The following is a 19,858-nucleotide window of genomic DNA, read 5'->3' as shown; positions in this document are numbered from 1 at the left end:
TCAAATTTATTGTTTCGATTTGTAAACATTTATAATATGTTTGTGGTAGAATTTTAATTAAAAGTTACAAAACGAATAAATATAAGAATCATGTGTGGAATTGTATGTCTGTTTGACGCCAAACAAAAAACCGAGATCTTAAGACCTCAAATATTAGAAATGTCAAAAAAAATCCGTCACCGTGGTCCGGATTGGAGCGGTATTTTTCAAAATGAAAAAGTAATTTTTTCTCATGAACGTTTGGCGATTGTAGATCCAACTTCTGGGAAACAACCTTTATTTTCAAAAGATAAAAAAATAGTTTTAGCCGTTAATGGCGAGATTTATAACCATAGAGAATTAAGACTGGAATTTCCTGATTATGATTTTCAAACCGAATCCGATTGTGAAGTCATTATTCCTTTGTTTCAAAAATATGGAAAAACTTTTGTAGATAAATTGAACGGAATTTTCGCCTTTGCTATTTATGATATCGAAAATGATATTTATTTGGTGGCAAGAGACCATATGGGAATTTGTCCGTTGTATCAAGGTTGGGATAAAAACGGAAGTTATTATGTAGCTTCTGAATTGAAAGCTCTAGAAGGGGTTTGCAAAAGCATTGAAACATTTTTGCCGGGACATTTTCTATATAGTTTAGATGGTTACGAATTACAGCAATGGTATCAAAGAGATTGGGAAGATTACGATAATGTAAAAGACAACCCGACAGATATTGCAGAACTTAGGAAAGCTTTGGAAGATGCCGTTCACCGTCAATTGATGAGCGATGTTCCTTATGGAGTTTTACTTTCAGGCGGTTTGGATTCTTCTATAATTTCTGCAGTTACGGCAAAATATGCGAGAAACAGAATTGAAAGTGGCGATACACAGGAAGCTTGGTATCCAAGGTTACACAGTTTTGCCGTTGGTTTAGAAGGAAGTCCGGATTTAATTGCGGCCCAAAAAGCAGCCGAACATATCGGTTCCATTCACCACGAAGTTCATTTCACTATTCAGGAAGGTTTAGATGCTGTTCGCGACGTGATTTATCATTTGGAAACTTATGATGTCACCACGATTCGTGCTTCCACGCCAATGTATTTACTGGCAAGAGTCATTAAATCAATGGGAATTAAAATGGTTCTTTCGGGCGAAGGAAGTGATGAAATATTTGGAGGTTATTTGTATTTCCACAAAGCGCCAAATGCCAGAGAATTCCATGAAGAGAACGTTCGAAAATTAAGCAAACTTCATTTGTACGATTGTTTGAGAGCTAATAAAGCATTGATGAGTTGGGGAATTGAAGGACGCGTTCCGTTTTTAGATAAAGAGTTTATGGATGTTGCGATGCGAATGAATCCTAAAGATAAAATGGTCACTGCTCACGAACCAAAAATAGAGAAATGGGTTTTGAGAAAAGCATTTGAAGATTTATTACCGGAAAGCATTACCTGGAGACAGAAAGAGCAATTCTCTGATGGCGTAGGTTATTCCTGGATCGACTCTTTAAAAGAAGTCGCAGAAAATGAAGTGACTGACGAAATGATGATCAACTCCAAATTCCGTTTTCCATTGAACACGCCACAAAACAAAGAGGAGTACAGATACCGAACAATTTTTGAAGAACATTTCCCGAGTGAAACTGCGGCTGCAACAGTTCCTTCAGTTCCTTCAGTAGCTTGTTCTACGCCGATTGCTTTGGAGTGGGATGAAGCCTTTAAAAACGCCAATGATCCAAGTGGAAGAGCAGTGCTTTCAGTACATGAAGATTCTTATTAAAAAGGAATATTTACATAATTTTGTGATTAATAAATGATCAATAAAAGTAATTAATTATAAATGAAAACCGAGGTGTCGCTCGGTTTTTTTAATGATGTCATTTTCTTTAATATGCTTTAAAAGTGTTTAGTATAAAGGTTTTTGATGATTTAATAAAAAATTATAATCTCTGTTTTTTCATGAGGGAAATTGTGCACAGTGATAGTTCTACAGTTGCTTCAAGCGTTGGTCGAGACTTCTGAAAGAGATATTTCTGAAAGAATTTTATCGTATATTTATAATCCTAAACAAGTAATTATGTCACAATTAACTACCATTAAATCGATTGAGCATCTTACTCATGATGTTCTGCACATCGTTCTTGAAAAACCGCAAGGCCTGAATTATATCCCTGGACAGGCAGTTGATATTTCTCTTAATAAACCTGGTTGGAGCGAAAAGAAAAACTGTTTCACTTTTACGTCTCTGCCCGAAGATGATCAGATCGAATTTACCATCAAAACTTACCCTGAACATAAAGGAGTAACCAACGAATTGCTTTCTTCTAAACCAGGAGATGAGGTTCTTATTTATAAACCTTTTGGCGATATTCATTATAAAGGAGCCGGAATCTTTATCGCTGGTGGAGCTGGGATTACGCCATTTATTGCGATTTTAAAAAACTTAGAAAAACAAAATTTAATTGCTGGAAACAAACTTCTTTTTGCCAATAAAGAAAAAGCAGATATTATTTTAGAAGAACGGTTCACATCAATGCTTGGGAAAAACTTTATCAATATTCTTTCAAAAGAAAATTTAGAAGGTTATGAACATGGATATATCTCGCCGGAATTAATAAAAAAATATTCCGAAGAGCATTTGAAATATTATTATCTCTGCGGTCCGCCACCAATGATGAACGCAGTTGAAGGTCATTTAGCCTCTTTAGGAATTGCCGACGAATTCATCGTTAAAGAAGGTTTTTAAACTGATTTCATTGTAATCTGTCAAAAATTTAAAACCACAAAGGCACATAGATAAATTGAAGAAAAAGTTTTAAATGATTGCAACAAAAGAGCCTAAAGATTGTGGGAATCTTTAGATTTCCGATTTTGTGAACTTTTATTTTATTACTTAATCTTTTTTTAATTTCACGATGAAATCTTTGTCATGAATATTATAAAAGAACTAAATCCGCATAAAGCTTTTGTGGCTTTTATGGTTTAAAAAAATAAGTCCTAATTTTATTGATTGTGCTCAAGTTGAATAATTGAACTTGAGCATTATTAAGCCAAAAAAACAAATATGAAAAATTATGCTTTAGTAACCGGTAGTGCCGCCCGAATCGGAAAAGCGGTCGCAATTCATCTTGCAAAAAAAGGTTATAATTTGGTCTTGCATTATAATTCTTCTGTAGATAAAGCCCAAAAAGTAAAAGATGAAATTCAGTCTTTATCAAATGGAGTAGAGGTAGAATTGCTACAAATTAATTTTTTAGGAAGTAATAATTTTGATGAAATCTTTGAAAAATTAAAAAAGCAAAATATCAATATTGAGGTTTTGGTCAACTGTGCGTCAGATTTTATTCCGTCGAATTTTCAGGAATTGGGAAGCGAACTTTTAGATAAAGAAATGACCATTAATTTTAAAAATCCTTATCTTTTAACCAAAGCTTTTGCACGGGTTTTCGGAAAAGGAAATATCATTAATTTCATCGATACGAAAGCAGCTAAAAATAGTACCGTTCATCTGGATTATATTTTAAGTAAGAAGTTATTAAAAGATTTCACCCTGATTTCCGCCGTGGAGTTAGCTCCAAATATTAGAGTCAACGGAATTGCACCAGGTTTAATTCTTCCGCCAGAAGGGAAAGATGAAAGTTATTTATTAAATTTAGCGCAAAATATTCCTTTAAAAACAATTGGTAATTTAGACGAGATTTTAAAAGCCGTTCAATTTATTTTAGACAGTAAATTCTTCACCGGACAGATTTTATATATTGATGGTGGAGAACATTTGGTTTAAGAATTAGAATACTTTAAAAGGAGAACACAAAAAGATATTTGCGTTAAAAGCAAAACGCAGTAAAAAACATTAAAAAGAAAAAAAATTGAGTTAAATATGGGAGCAACCTATAATCCGAAATTATCCATAGTCCGAGTCGAAAATTTACGCCTTCGTGCATTTATTGGTTTCATCGATTGGGAAACCGAAAAATTGCAGGATATCATCATTTCTTTCTCATTCAAATATGATACAGCCATCGCCTCGAAAACAGATGATGTTCAGGACGCGGTAGATTATAAAAAGATAACAAAAGGGATTATTGATTTTGTGGATCATAAAAGTTTTCACCTCATTGAAACTTTGACGGACAAGATTTATAATCATATCCAAGAGTCCGGACCGGCCTTGCAAGAGATTACGGTGAAAGTCGAAAAGCCGCACGCTTTACGTTTTGCAGATAATGTATTGGTGGAAATTGATGGTAAAGACCGCTATAAAACTGCGGTTGTCGCTATGGGTTCTAATATCAATTCAGAGGAAAATTTCAGTAAAGCTTTACAGTATCTTCAGGATTTTGGATTCATTATGCAGCGTACGGCGTTTATCAAAACAGCACCTTTGAAGTTTGAAGATCAACCAGAGTTTCTGAATGGAGCAATCCTTTTTCACACTAAAAAAAGTCTGTCTGAACTGAAAATGCATTTAAAACAAATTGAAGCATTATTAGGAAGAGTACGAACCGAAAATAAAAATGCACCGCGCGAAATCGATTTAGATGTCCTTACTTACAACGGCTTTATCATTGACAAAGATATCGAAGAACTGCCTTTCCTCATTGATTTTGTGCAGCAATTACAACCGGAGATTCAGCTGGATAATTCTGAGTTGGAAAAATAAAATGATTTTATATTTCGAAAAAGAATTAATCATAAATCAAGCACAAAAAAAACCGTCTCGTCAAATAATGACGAGACGGTTTATATTTTAATGATCTCTCTTAACAACTGCAACCGGATTCAGTTTAATCAGTTTCATTTTGTCTAACAAAATCATGATTTGATAAGTGACATCCATTTCATGCCATCTTACGCCACCGAAATTCGCTCTTCCACCGTGTTTGTGGTGATTGTTGTGATAAGCTTCACCCATCATTAACCAGTCGAATCTCAACAGGTTTTTAGAAGTATCCGAAACTTTAAAGTTAGTGTACCCATAAATGTGTGCAAACCAATTGATAATTACACCGTGAATTGGCGCCATCATATAAGCAACTGGCAATAAAAGCCACTGCCACCAAGCGGTTGCGAAGAAGTAGAAGAAAGCGGTGTAAGCAATTCCCCACGCTAATCTGGAACCCCATGAACTGGCGAACTTATCGAAACCTTCCCACTGTGGAACATTCTTAGTGAATTTTTCCTCGATGATTGCTTTCTGACTGTTGATGTCGGCATAAATTTTCTTCGTGCGCCACATCATTGAAAACAAATTGTCGTCATATTTTGGAGAGTGCGGATCTTTTTCAGTGTCAGCGAAAGCATGGTGCATTCTGTGCATGACGCCATAACCGTAAGCAGAAAGATAGTTCGATCCCTGCGTAACCCAAGTTAAAACGAAACACAATTTCTCTCCGAATTTCGACATTTTAAAACTTTGATGCGCCGCGTAACGGTGCAAGAAAAATGTCTGAAAAAACAGTCCGGAATACCAAAGGACTATGATAAAAAGTACAATAACCATATTTAAAATTTATGCAGTAAAGGTACAATGATTTCACCTAAGACAAAAGATGGAATGTATGCAAAGCCCTTTAATTTAGTGTTGCTGTTAAATGTCATTTGACTTTTAAACCGCTTTTACGATGAAATAATTCTTTTTTCCCTTTTGTAATAAAAGGAATTTCCCGTCGATCAAATCTTTTTCTGCTACTTCGAAAGTTTCGCTTACTTTTTCTTTATTAATGGAAATCGCATTGCTCGTCAATTCTCTTTTAGCTTCTCCTTTCGATTTTAGAAAACCGGATTTATCAGAAATTAAATCAACGATGTTACTTCCTACAACTTCAGATTTTGATAGCTCTTTTTGTGGAACACCTTCGAAAACTTCTAAGAAAGTTGCTTCATCCAAACTCACTAAATCTTCTGCTGTTGAACGTCCGAATAAAATTTCTGAAGCTTTCACTGCTTTCTCAAATTCTTCACGGTTGTGAACCCAAACCGTAACTTCTTCCGCTAGCTTTTTCTGTAGCTTTCTTTCGTGAGGTGCTGTTTTATGATCTTCAATTAAAGCTTCGATTTCTTCTTTGCTTAAAAAAGTATAGAATTTAATAAATCTTTCAGCATCAACATCAGTAGCATTGACCCAAAACTGGTAGAATTTATATGGTGAAGTTCTTTTCGGATCCAACCAGTAGTTTTCACCCGCTTCTGATTTTCCGAATTTAGAACCGTCGGCTTTTGTAATTAAAGGAACGGTTAAAGCAAACGCTTCTCCCTGAACTTTTCTTCTGATTAATTCTGTTCCCGTGGTGATATTTCCCCACTGATCAGAACCACCCATTTGCAGTCTTACATTTTTTGCTTTATATAAATGTAGGAAATCATAACCTTGTAATAATTGGTAAGAAAATTCGGTAAAACTCATTCCTTCTGCGCCGCCTTCACCGGTGATTCTTTTCTTCACCGATTCTTTCGCCATCATATAATTCACGGTAATATTCTTACCGATATCACGAATGAATTCCAGGAAAGAAATTTCTTTCATCCAGTCATAATTGTTCACTAATTCTGCGCTGTTCGCTTCAGTACCATCGAAGTTTAAAAACTTAGAAAGTTGTCCTTTCAAACATTCTACGTAATGGTTGAGCGTATCTTCATCTAAAGCATTTCTTTCGTTCGATTTTCCAGAAGGATCACCGATCATTCCGGTTGCGCCACCTACTAAAGCGATTGGTTTATGACCGTGTTGCTGATAATGCGCCAGAACTTTGATGGGGATTAGACTTCCGATATGCAACGAATCTGCGGTAGGATCAAAGCCAATATAGGCCGTGGTCATTTCCTTATTCAGTTGTTCTTCGGTTCCTGGCATCATGTCGGCAAACAAGCCGCGCCATTTCAGTTCTTCAATAAAAGCGTTCATTTCTTGCAAATTTTTAAAGAAGCAAAGGTAGGAATTTTGACGGAACTGTTGGACTGGTTTTGGCTGAAAAAGGAGCGTTATAGGAAGGATTGACACTGTCAATTACAAATTAACTAAAGCGCTCCATTTTTTTAAACTACAAAAGACATAAAAGTTTTGTTTTATTAGAGTCTGATTTAAGTGTATATAAAATAACATAAGTGCCATAAGAATTAGTTTTCACTCTTAAAATATGTAGAACACAAAGTTGAAAATCTTTGATTCTCGCAACTTATGTGGACTTTTTACATTATTTTTTTTCCTAAAACTGAGGTGATTTATGTTTTTAGTTTTTTTATTAAATTTAAACAGGTTCTTGAAAAGATTAAAAAGTTCAAAAAAACGAAGTTTAATGAAGATTGTAGACTTCGCCCTTTCTCAATGAAATTGAAGATTTGAAGAAGTCAAATGTCTTTTCCTCAATCTATTATTTTTAATAGAATTATTGGAACTTTTGTTTCCGTCCTGAAAAATTGCGAATACTATAATATTTGATATTAAACCTTTGTCTCGTCCTTTAGATGAGGTGAAAAAACATTATTATTTAGAAATGGATCATTATAATTTAACATATTTTATAACTTATTCTGATTAATTTGCTCAAAATCAGTACTCTTTGAATAGTATAATTAAAATTTAAATGACTAATTTTGCACCCGCAAAAAAGTTATAAGTGTGAATCGCTTTTGTCAAATATTAAAACAAATATTGGTGAAGAAGGTCATTACCTATTGCTTTAAGAAATCAGAAAATATTTGCATATGAAAAGAGTAGGTGAGCACAGAAAGCTTCTTGGGGTTGATAAAACCGCAACATTAAAAGATTTAAAAACAATTTACAGAAATACGATGAAAGATTCGCATCCTGATAAATTTGTGAACGACGAAGCTGGGAAACTGGACGCAGAAGAAAAAAGCAAATTGGTGATTGAAGCCTACCACTTTTTGGTGAGCATCAACCCAGAAACGCAGGAAAAATATAAAGAAGAATATACCGAAACGATTGCAAAATCTAATATTCAGGATTTCTTTTATGAAAAATCGATTTTGAAAGTTCAGCATTTGAATGGAAAAATGTACGAATATATCGGCGTACCAAGAAATACGTACATCAAAATGGTCAACGCAGATTCGCCAAGCCGTTTTGCAAGAAGACACATTTACGGTGGCGGTTTCATCTACAGAAAAAATGGTGAAGCAATGGAGGATTAATTTCCTATTGTTTTAAATTTTTAAAAAGCACAATTTCCGTGGGAGATTGTGCTTTTTATTTAATGTATATCATATAAATATTTATTGGAAAAAGGAGTTCTCAAAAAACAGCCTCAAAGTCGGAGACTTTGCGAAGCGGGAGTCTTGAGGCTTTTTAGAGCGAATTTTTTAATGTTGTTTTATTTGCTTTGGAAGTTTAGCTTTTGAAAATAATTTATTAGCTGATTCCAATTTTTTTGAATATCTGGGATATTTTAAAAATGGAGATTGCTTTTTTAAATACGGTCAGAATTGTTAAGCTCCTTTCCTCTTCAAAACCCTCCCTCTCGGCTCATCACCTTCATAAAGCGCAATTTCGGAATGTAAAAATTGAGCGGCGGCGGCAGAATCTTTTACTTTCGTGGCGCTTCTTTCCAGCATTTCTTTTTCAAAGTTATTTAATACACTTTCTCGAATTCCTGTTTCTCGCCAATTTGATAAAGGTTTGCAATTTTTAAAAATTTCCCGTACCAAAGATAAAGCATCGAGTAAAGCTTGGTTGGCACCTTGACCTTTGAATGGACTCATCGGATGTGCGGCATCGCCCAATAAGGTGACCGAATCTGCATTTTTTAGCATTTCAGCATTAAGTAATTCGCGATCATATACCGCATAACCTGTAATTTTATCTTCATCTGTCAGTTGTAAAATCTCTGGAATTGGGGTGTGAAAAGGAGTCCTCCTGATGGCTTCATTTTTAAGCGCTAATTTTCCGTCGTCACTTAGTTTTTTTGCTTCTAATTCTTCTATCGGAAAACTTAATTGCCACATGATACAGTTTTTGTCGAAAGGCATCATATAAATTCTTTCCTTTCCGTTTGCGGTTTGAAAAACGGTTTCAGAATCTAGTAAAGAATTTTCTAAATGTTGAAGCTTAGAAAGTTCACATATACCTAAAATCACCATGCAACCTAAATATCTCAAGGGAAATTTTTCTTCGGGAATGATCGTTTTTCGAACAGCACTTCTAATTCCATCTGCACCAATAAGAAGATCTGCATGATAAAATTTCGGACTATTATTTTCTAAAAAATGAAGGTGCAATTTTCCGTCAGAATCTTTTTTGTAACCGGTAAATTGATGATTCCACCGTACTTTATTTTCTCCGCCCAACTGTTGCAGCAATTGCAAACGGAGATTTTGACGGGCAATATGAATATTGCTTCTTTGAATATTATTTTGGGTCGTAAATTTTTCAACTGTTCCCAGCCATTTTCGCATTCCCCATTGTCCCACAATTTTTCCATCTGGAGCATGTACAACATGATGGTTGGAAATAATACCGTTTTCTAAATTAAAAATTCCGAAATTTTCTAAAGTTTTTCTGGCTTGTTGCAGGGTTAAACCATAACCTTGTGAGCGCTCATTAAAACTACTGTCTTTTTCGAAAATGGTAAAAGGAATACCACGATGCAAACAGCCAATTGCTAAAGCGATACCACCAATTCCTGCTCCAATAATCGCAACGTGAGGATAATTTTCATCTGGAACAGGAAAGTTTTCGGAAGGAATTATGCCGGAGCCTGCACAATCTGGGCAAATCATAAAAGTTCCTTCCGGGCGAGTTGGCGCAGTTCCTTCGAAATTTGATTTTTCGAAAACTGCTAATTCAGCTTGATAACGAAGCTGAGCTTTTTTTTTGATTCTGCGCTTTTGTTTGCCGGTTCCTTGGCAATCGGGACAAACAGTCCAACTGGTTTTTTCTTTTTCCATTTTCTTTATGCGATTGTCGTAGCTTCTAATTTGTCATTTATTTGCGGACCTATTTCTAATAATTTCGCACAATTTGCAAAGGTACGGAAAGAGAATTATTTAGATAAAATGTTTTCACTTCAATTTTAAAAGTACGGTCATTTTAAGCGAAAATCCTGGTAAATGCTTGAACAGAATTTTTTCTATTTTAGATTTAAATAGCTATCGAAATAAAGAGAAGTGAAAGTTTGCAGACAGAAAAAAGACGCTCAAAAATGAACGTCTTTAATAATATATATTTTCAGTTACTTTTAATAACTCCTTAATTTGCCCATGGCGGTGTCCAGAGAAGTTTTCATTTTAGTGGATGCCTCACCAAGAGCCTGGTCAATTGAATTTCCATGACTGGTAACCACTAATGGCTGCATTCCTTTGAGGCGTGCTTCGAGCACGCATTTTTTATCTTTTTCACCTTCTTTATTTCCGTTTTCATCACTGATCTTCACTTCCAGTCGGGTTAAATGATCGCTAAAACGTTCGAAGGCAGTTTCTAAATCAGCTCTCATGTATGATCTCATTTCTTCGCTTGCTGAAATGTTGTGATCGGTATTGATTAGTATTTCCATTTTAATTCAATTTTTTAGTTGTGTCGATAAGTTTATTTTTTTTACCGTTAATTAAAGATAGGAGATACGCCGATATTCAGGCAAGTAATTGCACAGTTTAACATCACATTAACACAATTGGCTGTTTAAGATGTCCTTGACTTTGTCTATTCTTCATTTTTTTGATATCTGTTGTTTGAAGAAAATTCGGGATGAATTTTATTAATTTCAACTTCCGCAAAATAAATAAAATTTAGGAATATTATTTTCACTTTCTAAACTGCCTAAACCTTCAAAAAAAAGATCATCGCCCAATTCTTTGGGTTTCATCTGTTGATCTAGTTTGTACATTAATTCTAAAGCGGAAAAATTTTTGCCGTTCTCTGCATGAAGTCGGGCTTGAATATCGGCTTGAAATAAACCGAATTCACTATTGCTTTCATCATCAAAAAATTCCTCATCTTCTAAAAGCGTTTCGTTTTCTGCCAAACCATTTTCATCAACCCACGCCATAAATACGATGTCGACTGCGTTGTTTTCAATTACGATTTCGTCTGGATTCCATGATGCTTCTTCCTTCTTGATTTTAAGTTGATATTGTGAAATATCTTTATTGAAATCTTCTTTGGAATCGTATTCTGTGTCATTGAAGCTCCAGACTATATTACTGAGTAAGTCCATTTATTTCTTGTTTTTTGATCCTAATTTTATTAAAAGATTAGCGTGTTTTTTCATAATTTGACTCATTAAAATTATAAAAAGTAAACTTCTGAAATCTCCCAATTTTCATTTGTACAAAGTAGGAATAATTTAGGATTAATCTCAAAAAAAACTCTCCTAAATTACTTTAAGAGAGCTGAGTTTACTAAGAATCAGAAGTACGAAAATCTTCTATTCCTTAAAAATTAATTGCTGTAATATTTACCAATTCCAGCAGAATCAAAAGTGAACGCTTTTTCGTTTTCAGATTTGTCAAGTTTATTGTTAATAGTTAAAGCCCATAAAATAAGCTCTTTGCAGAAGTTTTGATCTTCCGGACTTAGCTGATCTGCGTACTCCTCGATAATTTCTGAAAGCGGTTTTACGCTGTCGAGTTTGGAATAAAATTCCTTATCGGTGTCGTCGTAATTTAATTCGAGTGAATTTTTATTGAACCACTTGATCAAATCGGTGTAAGGAGTTTTAATACCTTCTTTTTCCAGTTTTGGAATTCGCGGAAAAATCATTTCAAACTGAGTCGTAACTGCTTTGTCAATTAGGATTTTCGCAACGTGATCTGCGCCTTCCTGTTCTCCTTCGTAAACGAGTTCGATTTTTCCTGTAATCGAAGGAATGATGGACATGAAATCGACCAAGCGAATCGTAGTCTTTTCGGAATCTGATTCGATCAAACGCAATTTTGCTGCGGCCATTAAATTTTCCATCGCACTGATTGTAAGTCGCGCACTGACGCCGCTTTTCGCATCAACATATTCGCTATCACGTGCCGCAAAAGCAACTTCTTCTAAAAGATCTTTCGCCATACTTGGAACTTGGATTTGGGCTTTATCTTCCGCAGAAATTAAGGCTTCCTGTTCTGTAATTTGTCTGGCAAGAGCGATAGTTTTTGGATAATGCGTAAAAATCTGTGAACCGATTCTGTCTTTTAAAGGAGTTACAATGCTTCCCCTGTTCGTGTAATCTTCCGGATTCGCCGTAAACACAAACTGAATATCCAACGGCATTCTCAACTGAAATCCACGGATTTGAATATCGCCTTCCTGTAAAATATTAAATAAGGAAACCTGAATTCGTGCTTGCAAATCGGGCAGTTCATTCAAGACAAAAATACAACGGTTGGCACGCGGAATCATTCCGTAATGTAAAACGCGTTCATCGGAATAAGGCAGTTTCAAAGTCGCAGCTTTTATCGGATCGATATCACCAATTAAATCAGCCACATTTACATCCGGAGTTGCCAGTTTTTCATAGAAACGATCAGAACGGTGCACCCAGGAAATCATGGTTTCGTCGCCTTGTGCTTCGATCAAATCTCTGGCATATTTTGAGATCGGGTTAAAAGGACTGTCATTGATTTCAGACCCTTTTACAATCGGCATATATTCATCGAGCAAACTCACCATGCTCCTCGCAATCTTGGTTTTTGCCTGTCCACGCAATCCTAAAAGATTAATGTGATGTCCTGCAAGAATTGCTTTTTTTAATTGCGGAACAACGGTATCTTCATAACCCCAAAGTCCTTCGAATACCGGTTCTTTAGCTTTAATTTTGGCAATTAAATTGGCCTGAATTTCCTGGTTAATGGTTTTATGCGTGTAACCAGAATCTTTTAATTCTTTGAATGTGATATCTTTTTTCATGTATTTTATTATGTTGATTTATTTCTAAATTTTTTTGTTTCTCGCAAAGTCGCGAAGAGAGAACGCAATGAACGCAAAGGTTTCTATGAGTCTTTATTGCTTCTAATCGTAAGTCTAATATTTACTAGTCTATTATATATCAGTATATTGTCTATTAGCCTACTAAATTCTTTTAATTCTATTTTTTTCGTAATCTTCAAAAATCATTTCTCCCAACCCTGAAAGTCCTGTTAAGAATGCTTTTCCTTGATTTTGAGCCGTGAAAGCGTCCACGAATTTTCGGAGATATGGATCTTGTGCAATCATGAAAGTAGTGATTGGAATCTTTAGTTTTCTTGCTTGTGCAGCTTTGTTCAGACATTGGTCAACAATCATTTGGTCGAGGCCATTGCTGTTCATGTAGAATTCTCCCGTTGGTAATTTAATACAACTCGGTTTTCCGTCGGTAATCATAAAAATCTGCTTATTGGTATTTCTTTTTCTTCGCAGAATATCCATCGCTAATTCCAAACCGGCAACGGTGTTGGTGTGATAAGGTCCAACTTGTAAATAAGGAAGGTCTTTGATTTTAATCGGCCAGGCTTCGTTTCCGAAGACAATAATGTCAATGGAATCTTTCGGATATTTTCTTTTAATTAATTCAACCAAAGCCATGGCGACTTTTTTGGCGGGCGTGATTCGGTCTTCGCCGTACAAAATCATAGAGTGGCTAATGTCGATCATCAACACCGTGCTCATTTGCGCTTTATGTTTGGTTTCCTCAACGATAAGATCGTCTTCAGTTAAACGCAAGTCTGAAATCCCATTATTGATTTGTGCATTTTTCAAACTCTCGGTCATGTTCACCGTGGATAAATCGTCGCCATATTGAAATGTGCGATTCTCGCCTTCACGTTCATCACCCACGCCGACTTTTTTGGTGTTGTGATTTCCGATACCGCTTTTTTTAAGTTTACCGAAAATTTGGTCTAAAGCGAATTGCCGTAAAGCTGCTTCCAGTTTTGCTGTTAAAATGTTTTTGCCTTTTCCAGTTCCGGTGTTTCCATCTTCGTCCTTTTTTTCTTCCTTGATATAACCGCGTTTCTTCAAATCTTCTTCAAAGTTTTCAAGCGTATATTCATCGGTGAAAATGTCATATTCTTTATCCAGCATATCGAGCCATTCAAATGCTTCTTCGATATCGCCGGAAGTATGGGTGAGTAAATCTTTGAAAACATCAAAGACCCGATCAAAATGGGAAATTTCTTTCGGAGTATGTTTGGTGAAGATAAATCCTTTACCAAAATTTAAATCTTTATTCGTCATGATCTGTCTCGTAATTGGTCCAAGCAAGGTATAGAAATATTGTTCCAAACAGTTCTTGTGGAATATAGAAAATAGTAATGATGGTTATTTTAACTTTGGGAACTTTTATTAAAGTTCAAAAAAGTAGCACGGATTTAAAATCCTCGGTATTTGAATATTTTGTATAACTAATTAAAATAAAGCTTTTGCCTTTTGCGGTTTTAAAGAAGTTTAGAGAGTCTTTAAAAAAGTCATGCTAATCACTTTTTGCAATCTTTTGAACAACTAATTAAATTAAAACTTTTGTCTCTTTTTTTTAAAAAAAAATAAATACAAAAAGAATCGTGATCTATTTTCTAAATAAAAAATATTTTGAAGTCTAATAAAATGAAAAATTCGAAATAAATAAAATAGACTTTGATTAATTTTCAACTGTTCGAAATTCCATTAAGATAAAATTGTGGAAAATTTATCATTTATAATTTTAGAATCAGGTTTAAAAATCTTATTTTCGCAGAACAAAATTTTAAAAAGTGAAACTGCATTTATTACATTCACCAAAAGTAATCATCCAAGTTTTTGGAAATGTAATCGACGCTGAAAAATAAACAAAAAGCCGACGGTCAGAAAGACTGCCGGCTTTTTTGTTTTTATGAAATAAAGATATTTTAGAAACATACTATTAAAGAATCAAAAATGAGCAATACCTACAAATCCGCCGGAGTCGATAAAGAAGAAGGTTACAAAACTGTTGATAAAATCAAAACAGCCGTTGCAGAAACGCATAACAAAAATGTTTTGAATAATCTTGGAAGTTTTGGTGCATTCTATGAAATCGCGGGCTACAAAAATCCAGTTCTCGTAAGCGGAACCGATGGAGTAGGAACCAAACTGAAAGTCGCTTTAGATTCTAAAAAATACGATTCTATTGGTGTTGACTGTTTTGCGATGTGTGCCAACGATATAATATGTCACGGAGCGAAACCATTATTTTTCCTTGATTATTTAGCGTGTGGAAAATTGGATGCTGACATTGCAGCCGAAATCGTGATGGGAATGGTGAAGGCTTGTAAAGATAATAATTGCGCCTTGATCGGTGGCGAAACCGCGGAAATGCCCGGAATGTATAAACCAGGCGATTATGATGTTGCAGGTTTCTGTGTAGGCATTGTTGAAAAAGAAAATATTATTGATGGTTCAGCAATCAAAAAAGGCTGTAAAATTATCGCTTTGCCAAGTTCAGGATTTCACTCCAATGGTTTTTCATTGGTGAGAAAGATCTTTCCTGATTTCAATGAAGAGTTTGAAGGGAAACCTTTGTACGAAACGCTTCTTGTTCCAACGAGATTGTATTACCAACCAATTCATAGAATTTTAGAAGAAGTTGATGTTTGTGGAATTGCACATATTACAGGTGGAGGAATCATCGAAAATATTCCGAGAATTATTCCGGAAAACCTTTGTGCAACAATCGACGCTTCTAAAATTAAAATCCCTTCCGTAATGCTTGAATTAGAAAAGCGCGGAAACATTGATCGTATGGAAATGTACGGAACATTCAACATGGGAGTTGGAATGGTCGTGGTAGTTGATGAGAAACATGCTGAAAAAATATTGGATTTACTAGATGATGCGTACGAAATCGGTGTAATCACAGAAGGTTCAGAGAAAATAAATTTAATCTAATATTTAAAAAAAAACGATAAGTAAGAGATTGAAGTGAATTACTCATTATCCATTACTTATTACTCATTGCGGATTACCCATTACTCATCGTTAAAATAAATGAAGAATATCGTAGTTTTAGTTTCCGGTGGCGGAACCAATTTACAAAGGATTATTGACTGCATTGACAATGGAGAAATTCCAAATGCAAAAATTTCTTTAGTTGTTGCCGATAGGGAATGTTTCGGATTGGAGCGTGCGAAAAAACACAATATTTCAGTTCAACTAATTCCTAGAGGGAAAACGTTCTCATCTGAATTAAAGCAATTCCTTCCTGAAAACACCGATTTAATTGTACTCGCTGGATTTTTATCAATTTTAAATAAAGAATTCTGTGAATCTTTTAATGGAAAGATAATCAATATTCATCCTGCATTATTACCCAAATTTGGTGGAAAAGGAATGTGGGGACATCACGTTCACGAAGCCGTTTTAGTACAGGGAGAAAAAGAAAGTGGCGCAACCGTTCATTATGTAACTTCAGGAATTGATGAAGGTGAAATCATTCTTCAAAAATCATTTGAAATTTCAAAGGACGAATCTTTAGAAACATTAGCCGAAAAAATTCATACCATAGAATATGAGATTTTCCCAAAAGCAATAAATCTAGTTTTAAATTAAACAACCCAGCCACGAAGTGGCGAAATCAATAGCATAGGGTGAAGCCCTATGGAAGAAGAAACCCTATTGAAGAAGATATAAATATCAAAAAACGAATTCCGACGGAATTCAACAATAATAACCGTCGGTGAAACCTACGGAATTTAGAAAATCAAAACCGTTGGTGAAAGAACGGATCTAATAAAAAGTAAAAAAGAAAGAAAATGTCAAAAAAAAGAGCGCTCATTTCCGTTTCCGATAAATCCGGACTCGTAGATTTTGCAAAGTTTTTAGAAGCAAACAATTACGAATTAATTTCCACAGGTGGAACTTTTAAGCATTTAAAAGAAGCTGGTTTAAATCCAATTCAAATTGATGAAGTAACTGATTTCCCAGAAATGTTGGATGGACGTGTAAAAACGTTGCATCCAAAAGTTCATGGCGGATTGCTTGCCGTTCGTTCTAATGAAGAACACATGAATACGGTGAAAGAACACGAAATCGGATTAATCGATATGGTTGTTGTGAACTTGTATCCGTTTTTCGCTCATGCAAATACCGATATTTCATTAGAAGATAAAGTAGAATTCATCGATATTGGTGGACCTTCAATGTTGCGTTCCGGTGCGAAGAATTTTCAGTCAGTTGCCGTAATTACCAATGTTGAAGATTACGCTTTGGTTCAAAAAGAAATCGAAGAATCTGGCGAAACATCTTTAGAGACGAGAAAAAAATTAGCCGGAAAAGTATTTAATCTAACTTCAGCTTATGATGCAGCCATTGCGCAAATGCTTTTAGATGAAGATTATCCACAATACCTAAACGCTTCTTATCAAAAAGTTTCAGATCTAAGATATGGCGAAAATCCACATCAAACTGCAGCGTATTACACTTCAACAACCGAAAACGGTGCAATGAAAGATTTCGAAATTTTAGGTGGAAAAGAACTTTCTTTCAATAATCTTCGCGATATGGATTTATGCTGGAAAGTCGTAAACGAATTCAAAGACGAAATGGCTTGTTGCGCCGTAAAACATTCTACACCTTGCGGAGTTGCCATCGGAACAACAGCAGTAGAAACCTACAAGAAAACATTTGAATGTGATCCAGTTTCCATCTTTGGTGGAATTATTGGAATGAACTTTAAAGTAGATTTAGCCACGGCTGAAGAATTGAGTAAAACATTTTTAGAAATTGTAATGGCGCCGGATTTCGATGAGGATGCTTTAGAGTTTTTGAAAAAGAAAAAAAATCTGCGAATCATTAAAATTAAAAATCCAGTGACCGATCAGCAAACTTGGGTGAAAATTGATGGTGGAATGTTAGTCCAAGATAATGACAATCAGTTTTCTGATGATATTAAAACTGTTACCGTTTTTAAACCAACAACAGAACAGGAAAAAGCGTTATTATTCGCTCAACGTGTTGTAAAATATGTGAAGTCAAATGCGATTGTTGTTTCCAATGGATTCCAGGCTTTAGGAATTGGCGGCGGTCAGGTGAACAGAATCTGGGCAACCGAACATGCTGTAGAAAGAGCAAAACTTAAATTCGACGGCGATTTAGTTTTAGCTTCAGATGCCTTTTTCCCTTTCAGAGATGTGGTTGACTTTTGTGCGAAGGAAGGCATCAAGGCAATTATCCAACCAGGCGGAAGTATGCGTGACGAAGATAGCATCGAAGCAGCCAACGAACATGGAATTCCAATGATGTTTTCTGGAATGAGACACTTTTTGCATTGATTTTGCTATAGGGATATAGAACGGAAATTTTTTCCAACTCCATTTGAAATTTATTTTCAATTGAGTAATTTTGTAAAAAGCAAACAAATAATAAACTATGAAAATATTAATAGTAGGAAACGGCGCCAGAGAATCTGCGATCGCTTTAAAGCTCAACAGCGATAAAAGGATTTCTAAATTATATTTCGCCAAAGGAAATGCAACTACAGATTCATTGGGTCAGAATGTATATGAAGACAGCATCGAAGGGTTAAGAGACTTCGCCATCAAAGAAAGAATAGATTTAACCATCGTCGGTCCGGAAGCACCTTTAGTGGGTGGGATTGTAGATGAATTTAAAAAACATAATCTTAAGATTTTTGGTCCAAGAAAAAGAACGGCAGAATTAGAAGGAAGCAAAGCGTTTTCCAAAAAATTCATGCAGACTCATAATATCAAAACTGCAAAAGCAAAAGTATTTGAAGCCTATCAAGACGCGATTGATTACGTAAGAACGCAGGAGTTTCCTCTAGTAATTAAAGCCAGCGGACTTGCGGGCGGAAAAGGCGTTGTGATTGCTGAAGATTTAGCCGAAGCTGAAATGACTATTCACCAATTTATGATCGAAAGAATATTTGGTGATGCCGGAATTCAATTGGTCATCGAAGAATATTTAAAAGGTTTTGAAGCCTCCATTATCGCCTTTTCAAATGGCGATAAATTGTTCCCATGTATTCCAGTGAAGGATTATAAAAAAGCAGGCTCAGGTGATACAGGACCGAATACTGGTGGAATGGGAAGCGTTGCGCCAAGTCCGGAATTTACGGAAGCCCATCAAAAAGATTTTGACGAAAATATCTTAAAACCGACGTTAGTAGGACTTCATGCTTCGAATATCCGGTTCAAAGGTTTTATCTTTTTCGGTTTAATGGTGACGGCAAACGGAACCTATTTGCTGGAATATAACATGAGATTAGGCGACCCGGAAACGCAGGTAATTATGGCTTTGCTGGAAAATAATCTGTACGATGTCATCATGGATTGCATAGAAGGAAACGATATCGAACTGAAATTCAGCGACAAAAAAGCGGTGTGTTTGGTAATGTGTTCCGGCGGTTATCCACGTCAAATCGAGACAGGTTTTGAAATCAGAAATACAGAAAAAGTGACCAGTCAACTTCTTTTTGCCGGCGCGAGAGTCAAAGGAAATCAGATTTTAACCACTGGCGGACGTGTTTTAAGTTTGGTTGCCACTGGCGATACTTTCGAAGAAGCGCGCAAAGAAGTGTATAAAGATGCAGATCTTATTCACTATGATTACGAATATTACAGAGACGACATCGGCAAGTTTTAAATAATAGGGCGTGGTTTTCCACGTCTTTTTTATTATCATTTTTAGAAGCCGGGAACCTGCTCTTCGTTACAATTCCTCATTCGGCGCTCGCTTTGCTCGCACCTCATTCCGGGATTTTCACTGCGATCAGGGCTAGGGATTCGGTTACTAAATTAAAATAACGATATAAAATAACATTTAAAACCACGAAGTCACAAAGTTAAATGGGTGTAAATTTTAATATTTAACATCTGGCAAGAACAGAACAGCTTTGAAAATCTTTAGATTTTCTCTTTTGTTAGCTTTTATTTAAAGCTTTTTGAATTAATCTTTTGAGACTTTGTGGTTAAAAAATAACACCTAA

General features: G+C 35.4%; 16 protein-coding genes. 9 read left to right on the top strand and 7 right to left on the bottom strand.

Annotated elements, in window-relative coordinates:
* Positions 1 to 90: 90 nt before the first annotated feature.
* The 4 genes from asnB to folK all read left to right on the top strand — a co-directional run bounded on the left by asnB (position 91) and on the right by folK (position 4,644).
* The gene (gene asnB / locus Q73A0000_RS08370; RefSeq protein ID WP_193813594.1) at positions 91 to 1,761 is read left to right on the top strand and encodes an asparagine synthase B; all 1,671 of its coding nucleotides are present in this window, start codon (positions 91 to 93) and stop codon (positions 1,759 to 1,761) included.
* 198 nt (positions 1,762 to 1,959) lie between these two features.
* A complete protein-coding gene (locus Q73A0000_RS08365; RefSeq protein ID WP_244140841.1) occupies positions 1,960 to 2,727 on the top strand; it encodes an FAD-binding oxidoreductase in 768 nt (255 codons plus the stop codon).
* 318 nt (positions 2,728 to 3,045) lie between these two features.
* Positions 3,046 to 3,765, top strand: coding sequence for an SDR family oxidoreductase (locus Q73A0000_RS08360; RefSeq protein WP_193813592.1), 720 nt, complete (start codon positions 3,046 to 3,048; stop codon positions 3,763 to 3,765).
* A gap of 96 nt (positions 3,766 to 3,861) precedes the next feature.
* Positions 3,862 to 4,644, top strand: a complete 783-nt coding sequence (gene folK / locus Q73A0000_RS08355) for a 2-amino-4-hydroxy-6-hydroxymethyldihydropteridine diphosphokinase (protein WP_193813591.1) — start codon at positions 3,862 to 3,864, stop codon at positions 4,642 to 4,644.
* Between the two features lie 87 nt (positions 4,645 to 4,731).
* On the opposite strand, the gene Q73A0000_RS08350 is transcribed toward folK, so the two are convergent.
* Positions 4,732 to 5,484 carry an acyl-CoA desaturase gene (locus Q73A0000_RS08350; RefSeq protein WP_193813590.1) on the bottom strand — a complete coding sequence of 251 codons (753 nt, stop codon included), beginning with the start codon at positions 5,482 to 5,484 and terminating at the stop codon, positions 4,732 to 4,734.
* A 105-nt stretch (positions 5,485 to 5,589) separates the two neighbouring features.
* Positions 5,590 to 6,885: a tyrosine--tRNA ligase gene (gene tyrS / locus Q73A0000_RS08345; RefSeq protein WP_193813589.1), complete on the bottom strand. Its 1,296-nt coding sequence runs from the start codon at positions 6,883 to 6,885 to the stop codon at positions 5,590 to 5,592.
* A gap of 800 nt (positions 6,886 to 7,685) precedes the next feature.
* Between tyrS and Q73A0000_RS08340 the strand changes: the two genes are divergently transcribed.
* Complete coding sequence (locus Q73A0000_RS08340; RefSeq protein ID WP_193813588.1) at positions 7,686 to 8,135, top strand: KTSC domain-containing protein; 450 nt, start codon at positions 7,686 to 7,688, stop codon at positions 8,133 to 8,135.
* Positions 8,136 to 8,429: 294 nt separating this feature from the next.
* Here Q73A0000_RS08340 and Q73A0000_RS08335 read toward each other — a convergent pair whose 3' ends face one another.
* The 5 genes from Q73A0000_RS08335 to Q73A0000_RS08315 form a co-directional block, all read right to left on the bottom strand.
* On the bottom strand, positions 8,430 to 9,887 hold the full coding sequence (locus Q73A0000_RS08335; RefSeq protein WP_193813587.1) for an FAD-dependent monooxygenase: 1,458 nt from the start codon (positions 9,885 to 9,887) through the stop codon (positions 8,430 to 8,432).
* Between the two features lie 290 nt (positions 9,888 to 10,177).
* Entirely contained in the window at positions 10,178 to 10,492 is a 315-nt protein-coding gene (locus tag Q73A0000_RS08330) for an HPF/RaiA family ribosome-associated protein (protein ID WP_193813586.1), read from the bottom strand.
* Between the two features lie 207 nt (positions 10,493 to 10,699).
* Positions 10,700 to 11,152, bottom strand: coding sequence for a hypothetical protein (locus Q73A0000_RS08325; protein WP_193813585.1), 453 nt, complete (start codon positions 11,150 to 11,152; stop codon positions 10,700 to 10,702).
* 224 nt (positions 11,153 to 11,376) lie between these two features.
* On the bottom strand, positions 11,377 to 12,831 hold the full coding sequence (locus Q73A0000_RS08320; protein ID WP_193813584.1) for a sigma 54-interacting transcriptional regulator: 1,455 nt from the start codon (positions 12,829 to 12,831) through the stop codon (positions 11,377 to 11,379).
* Positions 12,832 to 12,993: 162 nt separating this feature from the next.
* Positions 12,994 to 14,136 carry a vWA domain-containing protein gene (locus Q73A0000_RS08315; protein WP_193813583.1) on the bottom strand — a complete coding sequence of 381 codons (1,143 nt, stop codon included), beginning with the start codon at positions 14,134 to 14,136 and terminating at the stop codon, positions 12,994 to 12,996.
* Between the two features lie 675 nt (positions 14,137 to 14,811).
* Here Q73A0000_RS08315 and purM point away from each other — a divergent pair.
* From purM to purD, 4 genes are all read left to right on the top strand, one after another.
* Positions 14,812 to 15,801 carry a phosphoribosylformylglycinamidine cyclo-ligase gene (gene purM / locus Q73A0000_RS08310; protein WP_193813582.1) on the top strand — a complete coding sequence of 330 codons (990 nt, stop codon included), beginning with the start codon at positions 14,812 to 14,814 and terminating at the stop codon, positions 15,799 to 15,801.
* A gap of 99 nt (positions 15,802 to 15,900) precedes the next feature.
* A complete protein-coding gene (gene purN, locus Q73A0000_RS08305) occupies positions 15,901 to 16,461 on the top strand; it encodes a phosphoribosylglycinamide formyltransferase (protein WP_193813581.1) in 561 nt (186 codons plus the stop codon).
* Positions 16,462 to 16,664: 203 nt separating this feature from the next.
* Positions 16,665 to 18,182, top strand: coding sequence for a bifunctional phosphoribosylaminoimidazolecarboxamide formyltransferase/IMP cyclohydrolase (purH, locus tag Q73A0000_RS08300; protein WP_193813580.1), 1,518 nt, complete (start codon positions 16,665 to 16,667; stop codon positions 18,180 to 18,182).
* A 97-nt stretch (positions 18,183 to 18,279) separates the two neighbouring features.
* Positions 18,280 to 19,515, top strand: coding sequence for a phosphoribosylamine--glycine ligase (gene purD / locus Q73A0000_RS08295; protein WP_193813579.1), 1,236 nt, complete (start codon positions 18,280 to 18,282; stop codon positions 19,513 to 19,515).
* Positions 19,516 to 19,858 lie beyond the last annotated feature (343 nt).

This window comes from Kaistella flava (ex Peng et al. 2021) (assembly GCF_015191005.1).
Lineage (GTDB): Bacteria > Bacteroidota > Bacteroidia > Flavobacteriales > Weeksellaceae > Kaistella > Kaistella flava.
This window is presented reverse-complemented; position numbering and strand designations above follow the sequence as displayed.